A 16,104-nucleotide genomic window follows, 5' to 3' on the forward strand; every position below is an offset into this window, starting at 1 on the left:
TTGCATGAGTCACTTCTTTCGGCTGTCATTCACCGACTTCCCATGGAACCGGTTGAGCAGGGTGGTCATGATGGCGTACAGACAGCTGCGGACTTGGTCGGGCAGCAGACGGTAGCAGGCGCGGATGAGGATGTTTCTGACATATTGTATAGGGCTGATGAAGCCGTCATGCAGAAAATCCTTTTGTAGACGCAGCTCGTCACGAAACATGCGCATGCCGCCTCTGCGGTGATACATAGCCGTATCAGATCGATAGAGGACCAGGGGTTTCTTGATATTTCCGATATGCTCGCCGGCGACCAGCATGGTTTCCCAAAGACGGTAATCCTCAAAGCGCCCGGATCCCTCCGGATAACCGCCAACCCTGCACACGCTGGTCTTGCGAAAGGCCACACTAGGGTGATGCAGTGGGGAATGCAGGGTGGCGTATGTTCGAAGCTCGGATCCTCCGCTCGGCAGATAGCGGATCCGGCCGGGGGTGTGCTCGTCGTTTGAAAACTCCTGGATGGCGCTACCCAAGGCGTCTAGACCCGATGAGGCCAGCAGGGGGATGAGAACGCTGAATCTTGATGGCCGGGAGATGTCGTCGCTGTCCGCCCGGGCCACCAGTTCGTACTTGCAGGCCTTCAACCCGAAATTCAGTGCGTGGGCAAGGCCTTTGTTGGTCGGCAGCCGCACGATCGTGAACTCGGGCATTTCCTCGGCTCTATTGGCATGGAGCAACTGTGCCTTCAGCTGAGCCGGATATTGATCAATCAGCTGAGCCAGTTCTCTGCTCAATGGACCGTCGCGCACAATGACGACCTGATTGGGCATGAGGGTTTGTTCGATGGTGTCGGATTTCAATGCGCGGGCAACGAAGGAGGGCGTGTCCCCGGCATAGACAGCCATCAGGAGGGAAAACGGAGTGTGACTCTGGCTCCTTGCGCTCATGGCAGTGCCGCCGCCTTTCTTCATGGATTACTGCGTCGATTCTACATGTGCCCATGCTGGCGTGGTCCGGTCTGATCTTTCCTTGTCAAAAGGCTCAGCCCCTACCTCGTATTTGATCATGGTTGTGGATGTGGGTCTGGTTGTAGTGAAGACTTGCACCTCCAGCGACTCGAGGTTGTACCATCGGGCCGACCGAAGATCGGGGAAAGGTGGAACTATGACAGTTGCTAATAAGACAGTTCTGATCACCGGAGCTTCGTCCGGCATCGGGGAGGCCACGGCGAGGCTCTTGGCGCAGCGAGGGGCCAGGTTGGTGCTGGGCGCTCGCCGCAAGGATCGGCTGGATACAATCGTCAACGACATCGTCCAGGCGGGTGGCCAGGCAGTCTCCATGGCTTTGGATGTGACGAATCGACAGGCCAATGAGGACTTCGTGGCTTTCGCCAAGAAGCAGTTCGGCGGTGTGGACGTGGTATTCCTCAACGCTGGCCTCATGCCTAACTCGCCTCTGTCGGCTCTGCATGTGGACGAGTGGGATCGAACCATTGATGTCAACCTGAAAGGCGCACTATACGGCATTGCTGCGGCCCTTCCGGAGTTCACCGGGCAGCGACACGGACAGTTCATCGCCACCTCTTCGGTGGCTGGACTCAAAGCCTATCCGGGTGGAGCGGTCTATGGGGCAACCAAGTGGGGTCTGCGCGACCTGATGGAGGTGCTCAGGATGGAGTCCGCCCAAGAGGGGACCCATATTCGCACCTCTACCATTTACCCGGCGGCCATTCGAACCGAGTTGCTGGACACCATCACGGACAAACAGACCCTGGCCGGTATGAATAAGACCTACGACAGCTACCAGATCGATCCCGAACGGGTGGCCCAGGTGGTGGCCTTTGCCATCGATCAGCCTGAGGATACCAATGTATCGGAATTCACCGTAGGCCCTACCATTCAGCCCTGGTGAATTCCTCTGCCACTGCCTTAGTCGCCCTTGGAGGAAAGAAGATGAATGCCTGCTTGGGCCATGGCCTTTCGAGCCTCGACGCCCTGATCCTCACTGACAGGGACGGTCAGATCCTCGAAGACCGTGACCTGGTAGCCAATTTTTGCAGCATCCAAGGCCGTCTCCTTGACGCAGTGGGATTCGGCGATGCCGACTACGTCCACCTGGTCGACGCCAGCTTGCGCCAGGGCGTCGGCCAGGGTGACGCCTGATGATTTGGCCGCAGCGAACTCCTCCCTGCTCTGGATCCGATCAGTGTTGTCCTCGATGCCCTCAAATCCGGAGTAAGCGGCTGAATACTGGCCTTTTTTGAAGTGGTGGACGATGTCCAGCTCCCGAATCCTGGGATGAAGCTCCGCACCAGGTGAGCCAGCCACGCCGTGCTTGGGCCAGGTGTCCACAAAATCAGGATGGTCGGACCAATGAGATCCAGGTTCGATGTGCCAATCCTGGGTGGTGGCCATGTAGGCGTAGTCCCCGGCATGGTCGTGGACATAGTCAGCGATTTTGCTGGCTGTGGCATTGCCTCCCTCGACTCCCAGCTCACCTCCTTCGCAGAAGGTCGGTTGAACATCCACGACAATCAAAGCCTTGGACATGATGATCACTTCCTTGGTCGATGCTGACGGTAGGCAGAGGGAATACCGGTTGAAGCTCGGCGAGCATTCCTCTTATGCATCAGTCTAATTCTCGCGGAGCCGTCAGTTCTTCGGCTTCTGCCCATGTGGATAAATATGCCTGAGAATCTGCATCGTGTGCTCAGGATGACCAGGAAGGCAGCAAAGAGGATTGAATGTGGCCGTTTGTGGTTGTACCTATGCGGATTTCCAGGGTGTTTGCTTGGTATCCTGAATGCAAGGATTATGTGCAGTTATGACAGGTGATTCTTTTGTCCTGTCTCTTTACAACGAAGGCGGAGCCAAGCATCATCCCAGAGGAGGAGATGCGGATATGAGAATCAATGAGTTCGAACAGCCCATCGGTGATGTGGTCTCGTTCGCGGGGGCTATGATGCCGGAGCCTGCCAAGTTGATAGGCAGGACGGTTCTGGTGACGCCCTTGGATGCGAACCAAGGCGATGCCTTCTACGAGCGGATTTTTGGCCCGGATTGCGACGAGTCCATCATGACCTACAGTAGCCATGACCTCTATCTTGATAGGGCCTCGTTCGACTTGGGTTTTGCTTCCATGACGGCAAGCCGGGATCCACTCTTCTTTGCTATTCTGCGTAAGCCGTCCGCATCCGATCTTTGTGTTGGCCAGCCTGCGCGTGGGAAGAATTCGGATTTACAGGAGCCGGTGAAGCTTCATGATTCGTCGGATCTGTTGGGCATGTATGCTTTGATGCGGATTCGGGCGGATATGGGAAGCGTCGAGATGGGACACGTTATCTATACCCGAGAGTTGCAAAGAAGCAGGCAGGCTACCGAGGCCCAGTATCTGATGGCTCGGCATGTCTTCGAGGACTTGGGCTATCGCCGATATGAGTGGAAGTGCGACAGCCTCAATGCGCCCTCCCGGGCGGCTGCGCTGAGGCTGGGATTCAAGGCTGAAGGCCGGTTCAGAAACGATATGGTCTACAAGGGCCGCACTCGGGATACGGATTGGTTTTCCATATTGGATAGTGAATGGCCGGCCGTAAAAGAGCGTTTGGAGACCTGGCTGGACGATGACAATTTCGACCAGGATGGCAGGCAGAAGCGCCGTCTGCAAGATTGCTGAACTCTTGCTGATCTGAATGCAGCAGCCTATGGTTGCACCGCGGCTTCCTTGATAAAGCCGAAATAGGTATTCATGGCTTGGGCCGTAGGAGTGTCATTGCGGCACATCAGTGCAAGCGGAGTTCCTTCAAACAAGACCTTGCCACCCGCGCTTCCGGCTCCTGGGCCCATATCGATCACCCAGTCGGCCTGACCGATGAAGCGCAGGTTATGCTCTATGGCGACAACAGTCAGATTTTTATTGGTGATGAGTTTGCGCAAGAGGGCAATCTGCTGCAGGATGTTGGATTCATGCAGGCCGCTGGTAGGCTCATCCAAAATCAGGGTCTCATGAATTCCGTCTTTGAGCAGCTTGGCCAGCTTGAGACGTTGCAACTCACCGCCCGAGAGTGTATCGAGAGCCTGCCCAAGGGATAGATAAGACAGCCCGACATCTTCCAGGGCTATCATGGCTGGGCCCAGCACCTCACGATATCGATTCACGGCCTCGCTGGCAGTCAATTTCAGCGCCTGAGCGATGCTGAGGCCGCGATATCTGGCAGACAGAGCCTGTGTTGAATACCTGGTTCCGCGGCAGCTTTCGCAGACAGTGCTGGTGTCGCACAAGTAGGCAATATCCAGGGTGACAACCCCCTTGCCCTTGCAGACCGGACAGGCTCCGGCGGCGTTGAACGAGAAGAGCGAAGCGGACTTGCCCGTGGCCTTGGCAAAGGCCTTGCGAAGCGGGTCGAAGACACCCAAGTAAGTCAACAGGTTGGAGCGTCCGCTGGCCTTGATCGGCTTCTGATCCAGGAGTATGGCATCATGCTGAGCCATGAAGCCTTCCCTGATCAGCGTGCACTTACCTGAGCCGGCCACTCCGGTCACCACAGTAAGCATTTGCAGGGGTATCTTGGCGTGGGCTTCTCTGACGTTGTGGGCAGTGACCTTGTCTATTGCATAGAAGCCATGCGAAGGCGCCGATGGTTCGTTTACCACGCCTGGATCTGACAGGGCTCTGCCAGTCGCTGTGCCGCTTCTCAGTAGAGACTGATAGTTCCCCTCAAAGATGATCCGTCCGCCTTCACTGCCTGCCCCTGGCCCCATGTCGACGATATGGTCCGCAATGGCGATGAGCTCGGGGTCATGATCCACGATCACCACCGTATTGCCCTTGTCCCGCAAGCCCTCAAAGATTTTCTTGATCCCGGTCAGGTCACGTGGGTGCAGTCCAATGCTTGGTTCGTCGAAGATGTAGAGAACGTCATTCAAAGGGCTGTTCAGGCAGTTGGCGATTTTCAGACGTTGCCCCTCTCCTCCGGAAAGCGTAGAGGTGCCACGCTGTAGGCTCAGGTAGCCCAGACCAACCGTTATCAGGTTGGCTATCTTGCGCATTAGGTCCTGCAGAATGGTCTCAGCTTGATCGTCATGAATCTTCCCGAGCCATTCCTGCAGGTCTGCCACGCTCATAGCGGAGCAGTCAGCTATGTTCAGTCCGTCGATTCTGGCTGAGCGCACCTTGGCGTTGACCCTGGCCCCCTGGCAGTCGGGACACTGGGTGATTCGCGTAACCTCCTCCAGCTCATGCTGGTACTTGTCGTTGCTCTGATTCATGAAGGTCTTGGTGATCCGGGGCACCAATCCTTCATATCTGGCCGTCTTATGCCAGGCGGGGCCAGGGTGTGCCGGTTTTTGCTGCTTGCCGTGGAGCAGAAAGTCGAGGTCGCCGCTGGTCCACTCCCGTAAGGGCATATCGTTGTCAAAATAGCCTGAATCCGTATACCTGGTCAGCCTCCAGCCGCCCGGCTGAAAGGTGGGAAAGTTGATGGCTCCCTGATTCAGCGAGAGATTCACGTTGAGCAGGCGATCAAGCACCAGACTGCGTACAGTACCCAGGCCCTGGCAGGTCGGACACATCCCCCAGGATTGTTGAAAGAATACGTCATGGAGTACCCGATGAAGGGCTGGGCCATGCGGGAGAACAGCAGACGCAGGGCGGTGTAGATGTCGGTATAGGTGCCCACGGTCGAGCGGGCGTTGCCCGAGAGCTGTTTCTGGGTGACGACAATGGAGAAGCGCAGGTTGTCGATACGCGCAACTTCCGCAGGTTCATACTTGGGCAGGAGTTGCTGAATGTAGGTGCTATAGCTGCGGTTGATCATGCGCTGTGATTCGGCAGCCAGAGTGGAAAACACGAGAGACGACTTTCCCGAACCCGACAGGCCGGTGACCACAGTGATGGCCCGTTTGGGTATGGACAACGAAATCTGCTTGAGGTTGTGCGTGGAAGCTCGATCAATAAGAATGCACTCGGTCCTCATTGGGCGACTCGCTCCTGGCGCAGCTTGGCGATAAGCCTGTTGGCAAGAGCTGTGAACTCTTCCTGCTCGTCTTCGGACCAGACCTGTCGGGCATCCTCCTCGAGCGTCTTGTGCTGTTGATCGATGATGCCGAGCATGTCCCGGCCATCCGGGGTCAGGCTGGTTTCCAGCTCGCGCCGGTCATGAGTATCGGGCGTTTGTTTGATATATCCGAGGTCGCGCAGCGTGCTCAGGTTCTTGGAGATCTTGGATCGGCTCATGCCGAGCCGTTGGCCAATCTGTGAGGGCGTGGACGCTCCTGTGCGCAGAATGGTGAGGATGTCGAACTGTTGCCAGGTAATGTTCCCCGGATTGACCCTGTTGCGTTCTGCTACGAATTCGCACTGCAGATACATGAGCGCAGCGTAGAGGGAGGACGGCTTATTTGATTTCATTATAGAAACTATATCATGTTGGAAACTATTTATCTCCCAGATAGGCAGCTACGCTCTGGCTTCGGTATTGTCTGACTGTATCGGACCGATGAAGTCGGGTCTCAGGAGGTTCGATATTCGCTGTGTTTTGTTGAAATAGCGCAGGATATTTCATGGAACGCTTAATCGGACCTTTCTGTGCAAAGGACGCTCTTCCATGCCTCCATTGCTGCTCGAAAGAGCTTCTTGCATGAGAGTAGGCGTGTGTTTGCCGGGTGGATCCCTTGAGGCGGGTTAGCGGTTCTTTGTATCGGTCGCTCCAAGGCAAAGAGGGGCTGTGGGACTCAAGGCTCGTGATTTGTTGACAGGGGGTGGTGGGACGGAGTGTCAACTTATCGCCCTATCAGTTTTGCTTAGTCGGTCGGTTATGCAGAACGATGATACTGACACCTCAATGCCAGGTAAGCCAGCATGTCCACCGGTCGGAGAGGCTGAGCTATGGCTCTTCTTTGGCTCGAGCATCCCCTCGTCTCCTGTATTGCGAACGTTGTTGGATAGGTTTTGTAGTTCCTTGATTTGACAGCCAGGCTTTCTTTGTTAATAATGTAGCACGCTACATTTTAGGGAGGCGGTAACTTTTGGAACTCTCGGAGAAGCGGCCAGAGGGACTGGTCAAAATAGCCAACACTCTGCTGGAAAAGCACATGAATGAGTGTGTGCGGAGCATCTTTCCCAATCTGACTGGTCCCCAATTTGTCATGGTTTATTACCTGTTTGAGCATGAGGGCCTGGAGGTGACGCAGAAGACTGTGGGCGACAGGTTCCGTTTGAGCCATCCCACGGTTCGGGGAGTTGTCAAACGGCTGGTCAAGGCAGGATGGCTGACGGCAAAGCCGCAGAGTGATGACCGACGTCAGATGGTTCTTGAGCTCACCGGGCAGGCGCGGAAGGAGCTGAACGCCCACCAGGTCGAGATCCGGCATGTATTAGAGACCACGGGCGAGCTTGCCTTGAAAGGGTTCGATGAGCAGGAGAGCAGACAGCTGGTCGGCTACCTGGAACGAATCATTAGAAACATGGAATCCTGATCTGCTTTTAGTCGGATCACGCAAGCTTTGGCCCGAGCCGGTGAAGGACGGAGAGGATGCGATATGAATAAGGATGGCGCCAAGGGGGAAGGCAGCCAAAAAGGGGCTGAGGGAAGTCGCACTGCGATGATGGGCACGCTTTTGGCAGGGGCTTTCCTGGCCTTGATGGCGGAGACTTTCCTTAACAATGCTCTGCCCACCATCATGGCGGAATTCCATGTGTCCCAATCCACTGCTCAGTGGCTGAGCACCTCCTACCTGTTGGTGGTGGGGCTGATGATACCCGTATCGGCTTGGGTGTTTTCCAACTTCCGATCCAAGCACACCTTCATGGTCATGATGGCTATTTTTCTGACCGGCTCCCTGGTCTGTGTCCTCTCCGAAGGGCATTTCGCGCTGTTGTTGGCGGGCAGGATCATCCAGGCTGTGGCCGCTGGATCGTTGATGCCTTTCATTCAGAATGTGGTGCTGCTGCTTTTCCCGCCGGATAGGCGCGGTGTGGCCTTGGGCATGGTGGGCCTGGTGGTGGCCTTAGGTCCTACGGTTGGCCCCACGCTCTCAGGGTTTGTTTTGGAGCACTGGTCCTGGAGGGCTTTGTTTGTGCTGCTTGCTGCCTTGAGCGCTGCGATTCTGGTGGCCTCGTTCTTCTTGGTCTACACGGTCAACCGCCAGGTGAGAACCCGGCTGGACACGCCTTCCGTGGTTTACTCCTGTCTGGGTTTCGGGCTCATTCTGTACGCCTTGTCCGACATTGGGGAGGCGGGCGGTGCCTCAGTGCTTGACCTCGGATTGCTTCTGGCCGGCTTGCTGGTGGTGGCCCTGTTCTGTCGGCGTCAGCTGCTTCTGGAGTCTCCGCTGGTGAATTTGCGTGTCTTCACGAACTTCACCTTCAATCTGACCAGCCTGCTGAGCACCCTGAGCAACATCGCCATGGTCGGGGTGGAGCTGGTCCTTCCTCTTTACTTGCAGAATACGCGCGGGTCAAGCGCGCTCATCTCTGGTCTGGTCATGTTGCCGGGAGCCATTGTCATGGGCATATTCAACCCTCTCTCCGGGATGATCTACCAAAGAATCGGGGCGAGGAAGATTTCCCTTTTGGGATATGCGGTGCTGTTGGCCGGAACCTTGCCGATGATATGGTTCGGCACCGCTACCAGTCTTATCGTTATCGCCTCCTGTTATGCTCTGCGCCTGGCAGGAGTGGCACTGGTCATGATGACTACTTTCACCGAGGGCATCAACGCTCTGCCGACGGAACTTACGGCTCATGGCAACGCGGCTGCCTCGACTGTCCGTCAGGTGGGCGGTTCGCTCGGTACGGCCGCCGCTATGATGATCGTAACCATCGGTGCCCAGCGTGGCAGTCTCAGTGGAGCCACGACAGCCCAGGCTCTCGACCAGGGCTACCAATGGGCCTTCATCTTCCTTGCAGTCATAGCCCTGATCGGCCTATGCGGCTCGCTCTTCCTTAAACCGAATAGAACTGCGACTGAGTAAGAAAGGTGTCTTTTCGCTTTCAAAGTAGGGACCGTTTCTGACATCGATTGGCTCATGATGCCAACGAGCAGGGATACAGGCATCGGTCATAATTTGATACTTAAAAAGGTATGACGCTTATATAGATGTTCGAAATGGAAATTGATATGATGCCGATCATTACATTTGCAGATCGTATAACCTTCAGTCTGCTGTGGACGCACTCAGCGCTCAGACCAGAAGAGGCGCCTATCAGCCTGTCCAGGAAACGACCGGTGATTCGCTTAAGTAAGATCACCCGTCGCAAAGATCTATGGGTGCCAACTTGTAGCTGGTGACGGGGCTGAGCGTATCCTCTCTCACATTTGCCGTAAGTCTTCAACGGCATGGCCTTGAACTTTCTTTGTCTCGCTCTGCTCGCAGCGTCTTGTCGCCTCCAGACATCCCTGTCTTGCCAAGTACTTAGGTGATCAGGCGCCTTATCGTAACAAGACCGCCTAGCTCACTATAGTAAACGACCTGCTAAGACCAGACATAGTGGAAAGGAACAGGATAGACAGCGCAAAGGATGGTGATGCCGATATTGCGCATACAAAAAGAGTCTTGGGTCACTGTCCAAGACTCTGCTGGCGGAGGATACGAGATTCGAACTCGTGAGGGCGTGAACCCAACACGCTTTCCAAGCGTGCGCCATAGACCACTAGGCGAATCCTCCAGGTGCTGCAAAAACCATTGGCTTTCGTAGCGGCACAACAGAAAACTATAGCATAGGCGGCGGATCTTACCGCTCCTGGCGTGTGGGGTCATTGGAGCCCGATTAGCCTGGGCTCCAATGACCCATGTTCACAACAGATACGGCAGCAGCAGGCCGGTAATCCGGCGCCCGAGCCGTTGGTAACCCTCCTGGCTGTAGTGCAGGCCGTCAGGCATGAAGCGTTCATGTCCCTCTATGAAGGGGCTGATGCCGCTCTGTGCAAACAGATCGACGACCGGGATGCAGTAGCTGGCGCATATCTCCTTCATCCTCTGTACATAGTCCTCCTGCAAAAGATTGCAGGCGTTGTGTTGACGGGTGTTGGGGTAGTTCTTGGTCGGGTGGACGAAGTTGTTCTGCGTGGCCGTAATGATGACCAGGTTCTGTGTGGGATACATCTTCAGCAGACCAGTCAGCATGACATTCAAGGCACCTGAGAATGTATGGCTGTCCGTGCTGTTTTCCTCGCCCAGCGGTACATCATGTTGGAAGTCATTGACTCCGCCGAAGACTACAACATCGTCCGCCTCAGTGTCCATCTGCTCGAACCGTTCGATGAAGGAATCGTCCCTGTCCTCGCAGACGGCGATGCGCGACCCGCAGACACCGTAGTTCCTCACCTTCTTGAAAGGTATGAGCCGCTGGAGGGTCTGGGTCCAGGAGATGCTTTGCCCTCCTGAATCCAGACCGTTATCGCCCCAGGTCGTCGAATCTCCGAAGCAGTTGATGATCTTGTCCTTGAAGTAATCCTCAGACAGCATCATGTCTTGTCTTATTCCCTTTCTTTTTCTTTCCTTGCCTGATCGGGTTTACTTCTGGAATTCGGCCTGGATTTCCTCCAGGGTCTTGCCGTTGGTCTCGGGCAGGACGTTCCTGGCGAACCATGCCATGACAAGGCAGAAGAGGGCGAAGATGATGAAGGTCCATGTGGCTCCGATTCCATTGAGCATGATCGGGAAGCCCTGTCCAACGAAGAAGGAGGCCAAGAACATGGTCAGGGAGCAGAGGGACTGCGCGCGGCCACGAATGCGGGTCGGGAATACCTCAGACATGATGACCCAGGCGCCGCCGCCCCAGGACAGCTCATAGAAAGCGGTGTGGGCGAGAATCCCGATGACGATCAGGATGTTCATGAGCGTGTTGAACTTGCCGATGGAGAAGAAGAGTGCCAGGGCCAGAAGGGCGCCGGCCATGGCCACTGCGCCCCAGGTCAGCAGCTTCTTGCGGCCCAGCTTGTCAATGTAGACCATGAAGATGGCCACAAAGATGATCTTGACCACGCCGATGCCGATGGTTTCGATCAGGGAGGCGTTGGCGCCGATGCCGGTCTTCTGGAAGATGATGGGAGCGTAATACCCGACGGCTATGGTGCCAGTGAGCTGCTGGAAGGCGGCTGCCAGGAGGGCGATGAGCAGGGCGAAGCGGATGCCGGGCTTAAAGAGTTCGCTGAAGAGGCCCTTCTGCTCGGTCTGGACCGTCTTGCTGATCAGGTCTACCTCGTCCTTAGCGGATTTGGCGCCGTTCATGCGAGTCAGGACCTTCATGGCCGTCTCGGTGCGGCCCTTTTCGATCAGGTAGCGCGGGCTCTCGGGAATGATAGGCGTCAGGACGAAGAAGATGATTGCGGGAACCATGCCTGAGCCGAACATGAACCGCCAGCCCCAGGCGTTGTTCCAGTCAGGCGGGTTCAGGTTGGCAATGGTGGCATTGACTATGTAGACCACGGTCATGCCGATGGCGAAGGCCAGCTGGTTGGCGCTGACCAGAGTTCCGCGGATCCTGGCTGGTGCAACCTCGGAAATGTAGAGCGGGACGATGGTCGAGGCCATGCCGATGGCGATGCCGGATAGGATGCGGCCGATGATCAGTACCGTCACCGTCGGCGAGACGGCCATGGTCAGGCTGGAGAGTGTGAAGAGCAGGCCCGCAACGATCATGACGGGTTTACGGCCTACATGGTCGCTCATCCAGCCGGCGATCAGGCATCCGGCCATGGCTCCCAGAGCCAGCACGGCCGATACGAATCCCACCTGGGCCTGGGACAGTTTGAAATGTACCGAGAAGAAACTGATGGCACCGGATATAACACCCTGGTCGTATCCGAAAAGCGAACCGCCAATGGCTGCTATCAGTACGACGAATATGACATATTTGGAACCGCTGGTTTCCTTTTGCTCTGAGTATCCTGTGCTCACGCTGACTCCTTTATCAGGCATACACTTTCATACACTAAATGTGATATATCTGACATTTTTTAATCTCAGTAGTTGTTGCCAGACTTTGCACTCATAAAGGAGTCAGCGTGAACAGGGATTGAAGAACCTACTTGATCTGATCCATGGAAAGGCCAAGGGCCTCAGCCACCCGCTGGCCATAGTCAGGGTCGGCCTGGTAGAACTGCCTGGTCTCAAGGATCTGGATTTCCTGGTCATCAACGGATCCCAGGGTGTTCTTGATGGTCTGGATCAGGCGGTCCTTCTCCTCCGGGCTCATCAGCCTGTATAGACGGCCGGCCGCGGAGTAGTAGTCCTTGTCATAGGGGCGGGAATATTCGGTTTGCCCCTGGACGGCATCGCCGTGCATACGGGCATCGTTATCCTCCACGGGGCCGCCCTTGCTGTTGGGCTCGTAGTTGACTGATCCGTCCTGCCCCTGGGACATGAACCCATCCCGCTCGTAGTTGTGGACCTCGTTGACCGGTCGGTTGATGGGCAGCTGTTCGTAGTTGGCGCCCAGACGGTAACGCTCTGCATCCTTGTATCCGAACAGGCGGCCCTGCAGCAGCTTGTCGGGCGAGGGCTCGATGCCGGGAACGAAGTTGGCGGGGGAGAAGGCCGCCTCCTCCACATCATCAAAATAGTTGGTCGGGTTGGTGTCCAGCACGAACTCGCCTATTTCAATGCGCGGATAGTCCTTCTTGGAGACCACCTTGGTCACGTCGAAGATATCGTCCTTATAGTCCAGGCCCTCCTGATAGGGCAGGATCTGTACGCAGACCTTCCACTTGGGGTAGTCGCCCCGGTCGATGGCATCGTAGAGATCATGCAGGAGGAAGTCCGTGTCCTCGGAGGCGACCTTGGCGGCGGTCTCGTCGGTCATGTTCTTCACGCCCTGCTCGCTCAGGAAGTGGTACTTGACCCAGAACTGCTCGCCCTTGGCATTGACCCACTTGAAGGTGTGGCTTCCGTAGCCGTTCATGTTCCGATAGCTGGCCGGGTTGCCCCTGTCGCCCATCAGGTAGGTCACCTGATGCACAGACTCTGGTGAGTGCGACCAGAAGTCCCACTGCATCTCCTGGCTGCGCAGGTGGGTGGCCGGGTCGCGCTTCTGCGAGTGGATGAAGTCGGGGAACTTCAGGGGGTCGTTGACGAAGAATACTGGGGTGTTGTTGCCCACTACGTCATAGTTGCCCTCCTGCGTGTAGAAGCGCAGGGCGAAGCCGCGGACGTCGCGCAGGGTGTCGGGATAGCCGGATTCACCGGCCACCTGGGAGAAGCGCAACAGGATGGGCGTGGTCTTGCCGGCTCCGTTGAATACGTCGGCCTTGGTGTAGGCGCTCATGTCCTTGGTCAAGGTGAAGCTTCCCTTGGCTCCGGCCCCCTTGGCGTGTACTACGCGCTCTGGGATGCGCTCGCGGTTGAAGTGGGCCAGCTTTTCGAGGAGCTGGTAGTCCTGCATGAGGATGGGCCCGCGGGTCCCCGCCGTCTGGCTATGGTTGTTGTCTGCCCAGGGCTGCCCTTCGTTGGTGGTGAGTTTGTCGTTCATGTCTGCTCGATTCATCTGACATCTTTGATTTTTGCGATTGACGGTCCCATGCGAGCCAGGTCTGCGACCTTACTCCTGGTTAACCGCTCGATCGCTGATAGCAAGACCCTTGATAAAATCCTGCTATCATCCACCGTATCTGACAGGCAACGGAGTTGGTGGATATGCGCGCTGAGCGAGAGTCAGATATCTCACTAATCAAGCCAGTGCTTTATGAACCCTAAGGGTGATGGGTCTGATGCAGAAAGAATTATAGGAAAGCCGCCGGCACTGCCTCATTCATTCGGCAAACGGCGGCGGCTCTCATCAGGGCATTGGCGCTCAGAGCATCTGTATCAGTTCGCCCACATCCTGGATGACCAGTTGGAGGTTGAGCCCGGTCAGGACGGCTACGACAATCCAGGCCAGGAAGACCATCCATCGAGGGTTGGCGTACTTGCCCATGATCTTCTTGGAGGAGGTGAACCAGACCAAGGGGATCATGGATATGGGCAGGGCCACGCACAGGAAGACCTGGGAGTAAACCAGCAGGCTATCCAGGGCGGACTCCTTGCCGCCGAAGGCTATGGTGCAGATAAGCACGGGGATGATGGAGATTACACGGGTGACCAGCCTGCGCAGCCAGAGAGGAATCCTCATGCGGATGAAGCCCTCCATGACGATCTGCCCGGTCAGGGTGCCGGTGATGGTCGAGTTCTGACCTGAGGCCAGCAGGGCTACGGCGAAGAGGGTGGAGAGCAGCCCGGAGGCGACCGGCCCGGCGATGGTCTTGTCGCCAAGGGCGTTGTAGAGGGCCGTGAAGGTATCCAGCCCCTCGCCATGTCCGAAGAACATGGCCGCACCCAGCACCAGCAGCAGGCAGTTGACTACGAAGGCGGCGGACAGCTGGATGTTGGAATCCCAGGTGGCGAAGCGGACCGCGTTGGCAACCTGACGGTCATCGCTTCGGTCGAAGTCGCGGGTCTGGACGATGGATGAGTGCAGGTAGAGGTTGTGTGGCATGACTGTGGCGCCCACGATGCCCAGAGCCATGGTCAGCTGGCCGTTGCCCAAAATGGCCTTGTCGGGGATGAAGCCGCGGAAGACTGCAGGCATATCGGGCTTGGCCAGGAAAACCTCGTAAAGGAAGACCGCCATGATGACCAGGATCAGGGTGGCCACGATGGCCTCGATGCGTCGGAAGCCGATCTTGGTCAGCAGCAGGAGGATGAGCACATCCAGGACGGTCAGCGTCACGCCCAGGATCAGCGGAATGCCGAAGAGCAGCTTCAGGGCGATGGCCCCGCCGATCACCTCGGCGATGTCGGTGGCCATCACAGCCAGCTCCGTACAGATCCAGAGGGCGAAGCTGAGCCGACGGCTGGTGTGCTGGCGGGTGGCCTGCGCCAGATCCAGACCGGTCACGATTCCCAGCTTGGCCGACATGTACTGCAGCATCATGGCGATCAGGCTGGAGATGAGGATGACGCTCATGAGCAGGTAGCCGTACTGGGCGCCGCCGCCGATGGAGGTGATCCAGTTGCCGGGGTCCATGTAGCCGACTGCCACCAGAGCGCCCGGGCCGGAGAAGGCTGCCAGGTTCTTCCAGAAGGAGCTGGTCGAGTTGGGCACGGAGACCGTGGCGTTGATCTCCTCCAGGGAGCGTCCGTTGGCCGTTTCGATGATGGGATGGGATTGGTGCTGCCGACCGGATGGCGGATTCCTGACTTCGGATCCGGCTGGACTGGCGGACCCTGAAGCGGGTCGGGTCTTAGTGTTCGGCATGTCACCTTCCTTGTTTCTGGACCTTGGCGGTCGTACGGCTGGCTATAGACTTCGACCCTTCGAAGTCTAATGGCGCTTGACGAAGAATACCAGAGGTGATCTGTGACAATGTCGAAATATGCCTGCTGGGTTACCTGCGGGTCGTGCCATGGAGCTGTGCTATAGACTGTGGAACATGGGAATTGCCGAACTGTCCTCCAGCGCCCAGGATTATCTCAAGGTCATCTGGGATCTTCAGGAATGGGACAAGGGGCCTGTCCAGCCCACTGCGGTGGCCGACAGGACGGGCATGAAACAGTCGACGGTATCAGGCGCGCTGGGCCGTCTGGTCGATGCCGGTCTGGTCACCCACAGGCCTTACGGCAAGGTCGAGCTGACCGAGACCGGTCGTCGCTACGCGGTCACCATGGTCCGGCGCCACAGACTGCTGGAGACCTTTCTGGTGCAGGTCCTCGGTTACGGCTGGGATGAGGTGCATGAGGAGGCTGACAGCCTTGAGCACGCCGTCTCCGATAAAATGATCGACCGCATTGACGACTATCTGGGACACCCCACAGCTGATCCACATGGTGATCTCATACCCTCGGCCGCAGGGAATCTCCCCCCTATGCCCACAGCTACAAGGCCCCTTTCAGAAGTATCCTCCGGTTCGAAGGTACGTGTGCAACGAGTCAGCGATGAGGATCCACGAATACTGCGCACGCTCGGCAATTACCATATCGGACCTGGCTGTCTGGTGTGGGTGGAAAGTCGGCAGGCTGATGATGAATTAGCCATAAGTCGGACGGATATGCCTTCCACAACCAGCTCCACTTCGGGGGACTTCCTAGTGCTGTCCAAAAAGGAGGCCGCACTGATTCAGGTCAGTCTTGACTGAGCAAAGAACC

The 16,104-nt window shown here is 56.8% G+C and carries 14 protein-coding genes and 1 tRNA gene; 5 read left to right on the plus strand and 10 right to left on the minus strand.

The genetic code is table 11. The annotated features are described in order from the left end of the window. Positions 1-9: 9 nt before the first annotated feature. A complete protein-coding gene (locus tag H3T88_RS03705) occupies positions 10-933 on the minus strand; it encodes a glycosyltransferase (protein ID WP_110416780.1) in 924 nt (307 codons plus the stop codon). A 217-nt stretch (positions 934-1,150) separates the two neighbouring features. Here H3T88_RS03705 and H3T88_RS03710 point away from each other — a divergent pair, with 217 nt between their 5' ends. Beyond that, a complete protein-coding gene (locus tag H3T88_RS03710; RefSeq protein ID WP_198203615.1) occupies positions 1,151-1,897 on the plus strand; it encodes an SDR family oxidoreductase in 747 nt (248 codons plus the stop codon). A 17-nt stretch (positions 1,898-1,914) separates the two neighbouring features. Here H3T88_RS03710 and H3T88_RS03715 read toward each other — a convergent pair whose 3' ends face one another. Next, a complete protein-coding gene (locus tag H3T88_RS03715) occupies positions 1,915-2,535 on the minus strand; it encodes an isochorismatase family protein (RefSeq protein ID WP_015021290.1) in 621 nt (206 codons plus the stop codon). A 352-nt stretch (positions 2,536-2,887) separates the two neighbouring features. Between H3T88_RS03715 and H3T88_RS03720 the strand changes: the two genes are divergently transcribed. Continuing rightward, the gene (locus H3T88_RS03720) at positions 2,888-3,658 is read left to right on the plus strand and encodes a GNAT family N-acetyltransferase (protein ID WP_232347128.1); all 771 of its coding nucleotides are present in this window, start codon (positions 2,888-2,890) and stop codon (positions 3,656-3,658) included. 26 nt (positions 3,659-3,684) lie between these two features. Here H3T88_RS03720 and H3T88_RS08825 read toward each other — a convergent pair whose 3' ends face one another. The 3 genes from H3T88_RS08825 to H3T88_RS03735 are packed head-to-tail and all read right to left on the minus strand — an operon-like array spanning position 3,685 to position 6,391. Continuing rightward, positions 3,685-5,511 (minus strand): ATP-binding cassette domain-containing protein, encoded by a 1,827-nt coding sequence (locus H3T88_RS08825; protein WP_198203616.1) that lies wholly within the window; start codon positions 5,509-5,511, stop codon positions 3,685-3,687. Next, complete coding sequence (locus H3T88_RS03730) at positions 5,487-5,957, minus strand: hypothetical protein (protein WP_198203617.1); 471 nt, start codon at positions 5,955-5,957, stop codon at positions 5,487-5,489. The genes H3T88_RS08825 and H3T88_RS03730 overlap by 25 nt, the downstream gene beginning before the upstream one ends. After that, positions 5,954-6,391: a MarR family winged helix-turn-helix transcriptional regulator gene (locus H3T88_RS03735; RefSeq protein WP_198203618.1), complete on the minus strand. Its 438-nt coding sequence runs from the start codon at positions 6,389-6,391 to the stop codon at positions 5,954-5,956. The genes H3T88_RS03730 and H3T88_RS03735 overlap by 4 nt, the downstream gene beginning before the upstream one ends. A 617-nt stretch (positions 6,392-7,008) precedes the next feature. Here H3T88_RS03735 and H3T88_RS03740 point away from each other — a divergent pair. Together H3T88_RS03740 and H3T88_RS03745 are read left to right on the plus strand one after the other, a co-directional pair. After that, positions 7,009-7,458, plus strand: coding sequence for a MarR family winged helix-turn-helix transcriptional regulator (locus H3T88_RS03740; protein WP_198203619.1), 450 nt, complete (start codon positions 7,009-7,011; stop codon positions 7,456-7,458). Positions 7,459-7,521: 63 nt separating this feature from the next. Next, positions 7,522-8,955, plus strand: a complete 1,434-nt coding sequence (locus H3T88_RS03745) for an MDR family MFS transporter (protein ID WP_198203620.1) — start codon at positions 7,522-7,524, stop codon at positions 8,953-8,955. A gap of 606 nt (positions 8,956-9,561) precedes the next feature. Here H3T88_RS03745 and H3T88_RS03750 read toward each other — a convergent pair. From H3T88_RS03750 to H3T88_RS03770, 5 genes are all read right to left on the minus strand, one after another. Then, a tRNA-Ser gene (locus tag H3T88_RS03750) sits at positions 9,562-9,649 on the minus strand. A 128-nt stretch (positions 9,650-9,777) separates the two neighbouring features. Then, positions 9,778-10,449, minus strand: a complete 672-nt coding sequence (locus H3T88_RS03755; protein WP_232347129.1) for an SGNH/GDSL hydrolase family protein — start codon at positions 10,447-10,449, stop codon at positions 9,778-9,780. A gap of 48 nt (positions 10,450-10,497) precedes the next feature. Further along, a complete protein-coding gene (locus H3T88_RS03760) occupies positions 10,498-11,883 on the minus strand; it encodes a sugar porter family MFS transporter (protein ID WP_015021297.1) in 1,386 nt (461 codons plus the stop codon). 127 nt (positions 11,884-12,010) lie between these two features. Continuing rightward, a complete protein-coding gene (locus H3T88_RS03765) occupies positions 12,011-13,453 on the minus strand; it encodes a catalase (protein ID WP_198203622.1) in 1,443 nt (480 codons plus the stop codon). Positions 13,454-13,774: 321 nt separating this feature from the next. Next, positions 13,775-15,217 (minus strand): Nramp family divalent metal transporter, encoded by a 1,443-nt coding sequence (locus H3T88_RS03770; protein ID WP_232347130.1) that lies wholly within the window; start codon positions 15,215-15,217, stop codon positions 13,775-13,777. Between the two features lie 175 nt (positions 15,218-15,392). Between H3T88_RS03770 and H3T88_RS03775 the strand changes: the two genes are divergently transcribed. Continuing rightward, the gene (locus tag H3T88_RS03775) at positions 15,393-16,094 is read left to right on the plus strand and encodes a metal-dependent transcriptional regulator (protein WP_198203623.1); all 702 of its coding nucleotides are present in this window, start codon (positions 15,393-15,395) and stop codon (positions 16,092-16,094) included. Positions 16,095-16,104: the final 10 nt, after the last annotated feature.

Origin of the sequence: Bifidobacterium sp. W8110 (genome assembly GCF_016101375.1) — a bacterium.
In the GTDB taxonomy this organism is placed as follows: Bacteria; Actinomycetota; Actinomycetes; order Actinomycetales; family Bifidobacteriaceae; genus Bombiscardovia; species Bombiscardovia asteroides.

Excerpts from the sequence above, each read along its gene's own strand:
- H3T88_RS03715 (WP_015021290.1), bottom strand. The coding sequence starts at position 2,535 with ATGTCCAAGGCTTTGATTGTCGTGGATGTTCAACCGACCTTCTGCGAA.
- H3T88_RS03730 (WP_198203617.1), bottom strand. The coding sequence starts at position 5,957 with ATGAGGACCGAGTGCATTCTTATTGATCGAGCTTCCACGCACAACCTC.
- H3T88_RS03735 (WP_198203618.1), bottom strand. The coding sequence starts at position 6,391 with ATGAAATCAAATAAGCCGTCCTCCCTCTACGCTGCGCTCATGTATCTG.
- H3T88_RS03765 (WP_198203622.1), bottom strand. The coding sequence starts at position 13,453 with ATGAACGACAAACTCACCACCAACGAAGGGCAGCCCTGGGCAGACAAC.
- H3T88_RS03705 (WP_110416780.1), bottom strand. The coding sequence starts at position 933 with ATGAGCGCAAGGAGCCAGAGTCACACTCCGTTTTCCCTCCTGATGGCT.
- H3T88_RS03770 (WP_232347130.1), bottom strand. The coding sequence starts at position 15,217 with ATGCCGAACACTAAGACCCGACCCGCTTCAGGGTCCGCCAGTCCAGCC.
- H3T88_RS03745 (WP_198203620.1), top strand. The coding sequence starts at position 7,522 with ATGAATAAGGATGGCGCCAAGGGGGAAGGCAGCCAAAAAGGGGCTGAG.
- H3T88_RS03755 (WP_232347129.1), bottom strand. The coding sequence starts at position 10,449 with ATGCTGTCTGAGGATTACTTCAAGGACAAGATCATCAACTGCTTCGGA.
- H3T88_RS03720 (WP_232347128.1), top strand. The coding sequence starts at position 2,888 with ATGAGAATCAATGAGTTCGAACAGCCCATCGGTGATGTGGTCTCGTTC.
- H3T88_RS03710 (WP_198203615.1), top strand. The coding sequence starts at position 1,151 with ATGACAGTTGCTAATAAGACAGTTCTGATCACCGGAGCTTCGTCCGGC.
- H3T88_RS03775 (WP_198203623.1), top strand. The coding sequence starts at position 15,393 with ATGGGAATTGCCGAACTGTCCTCCAGCGCCCAGGATTATCTCAAGGTC.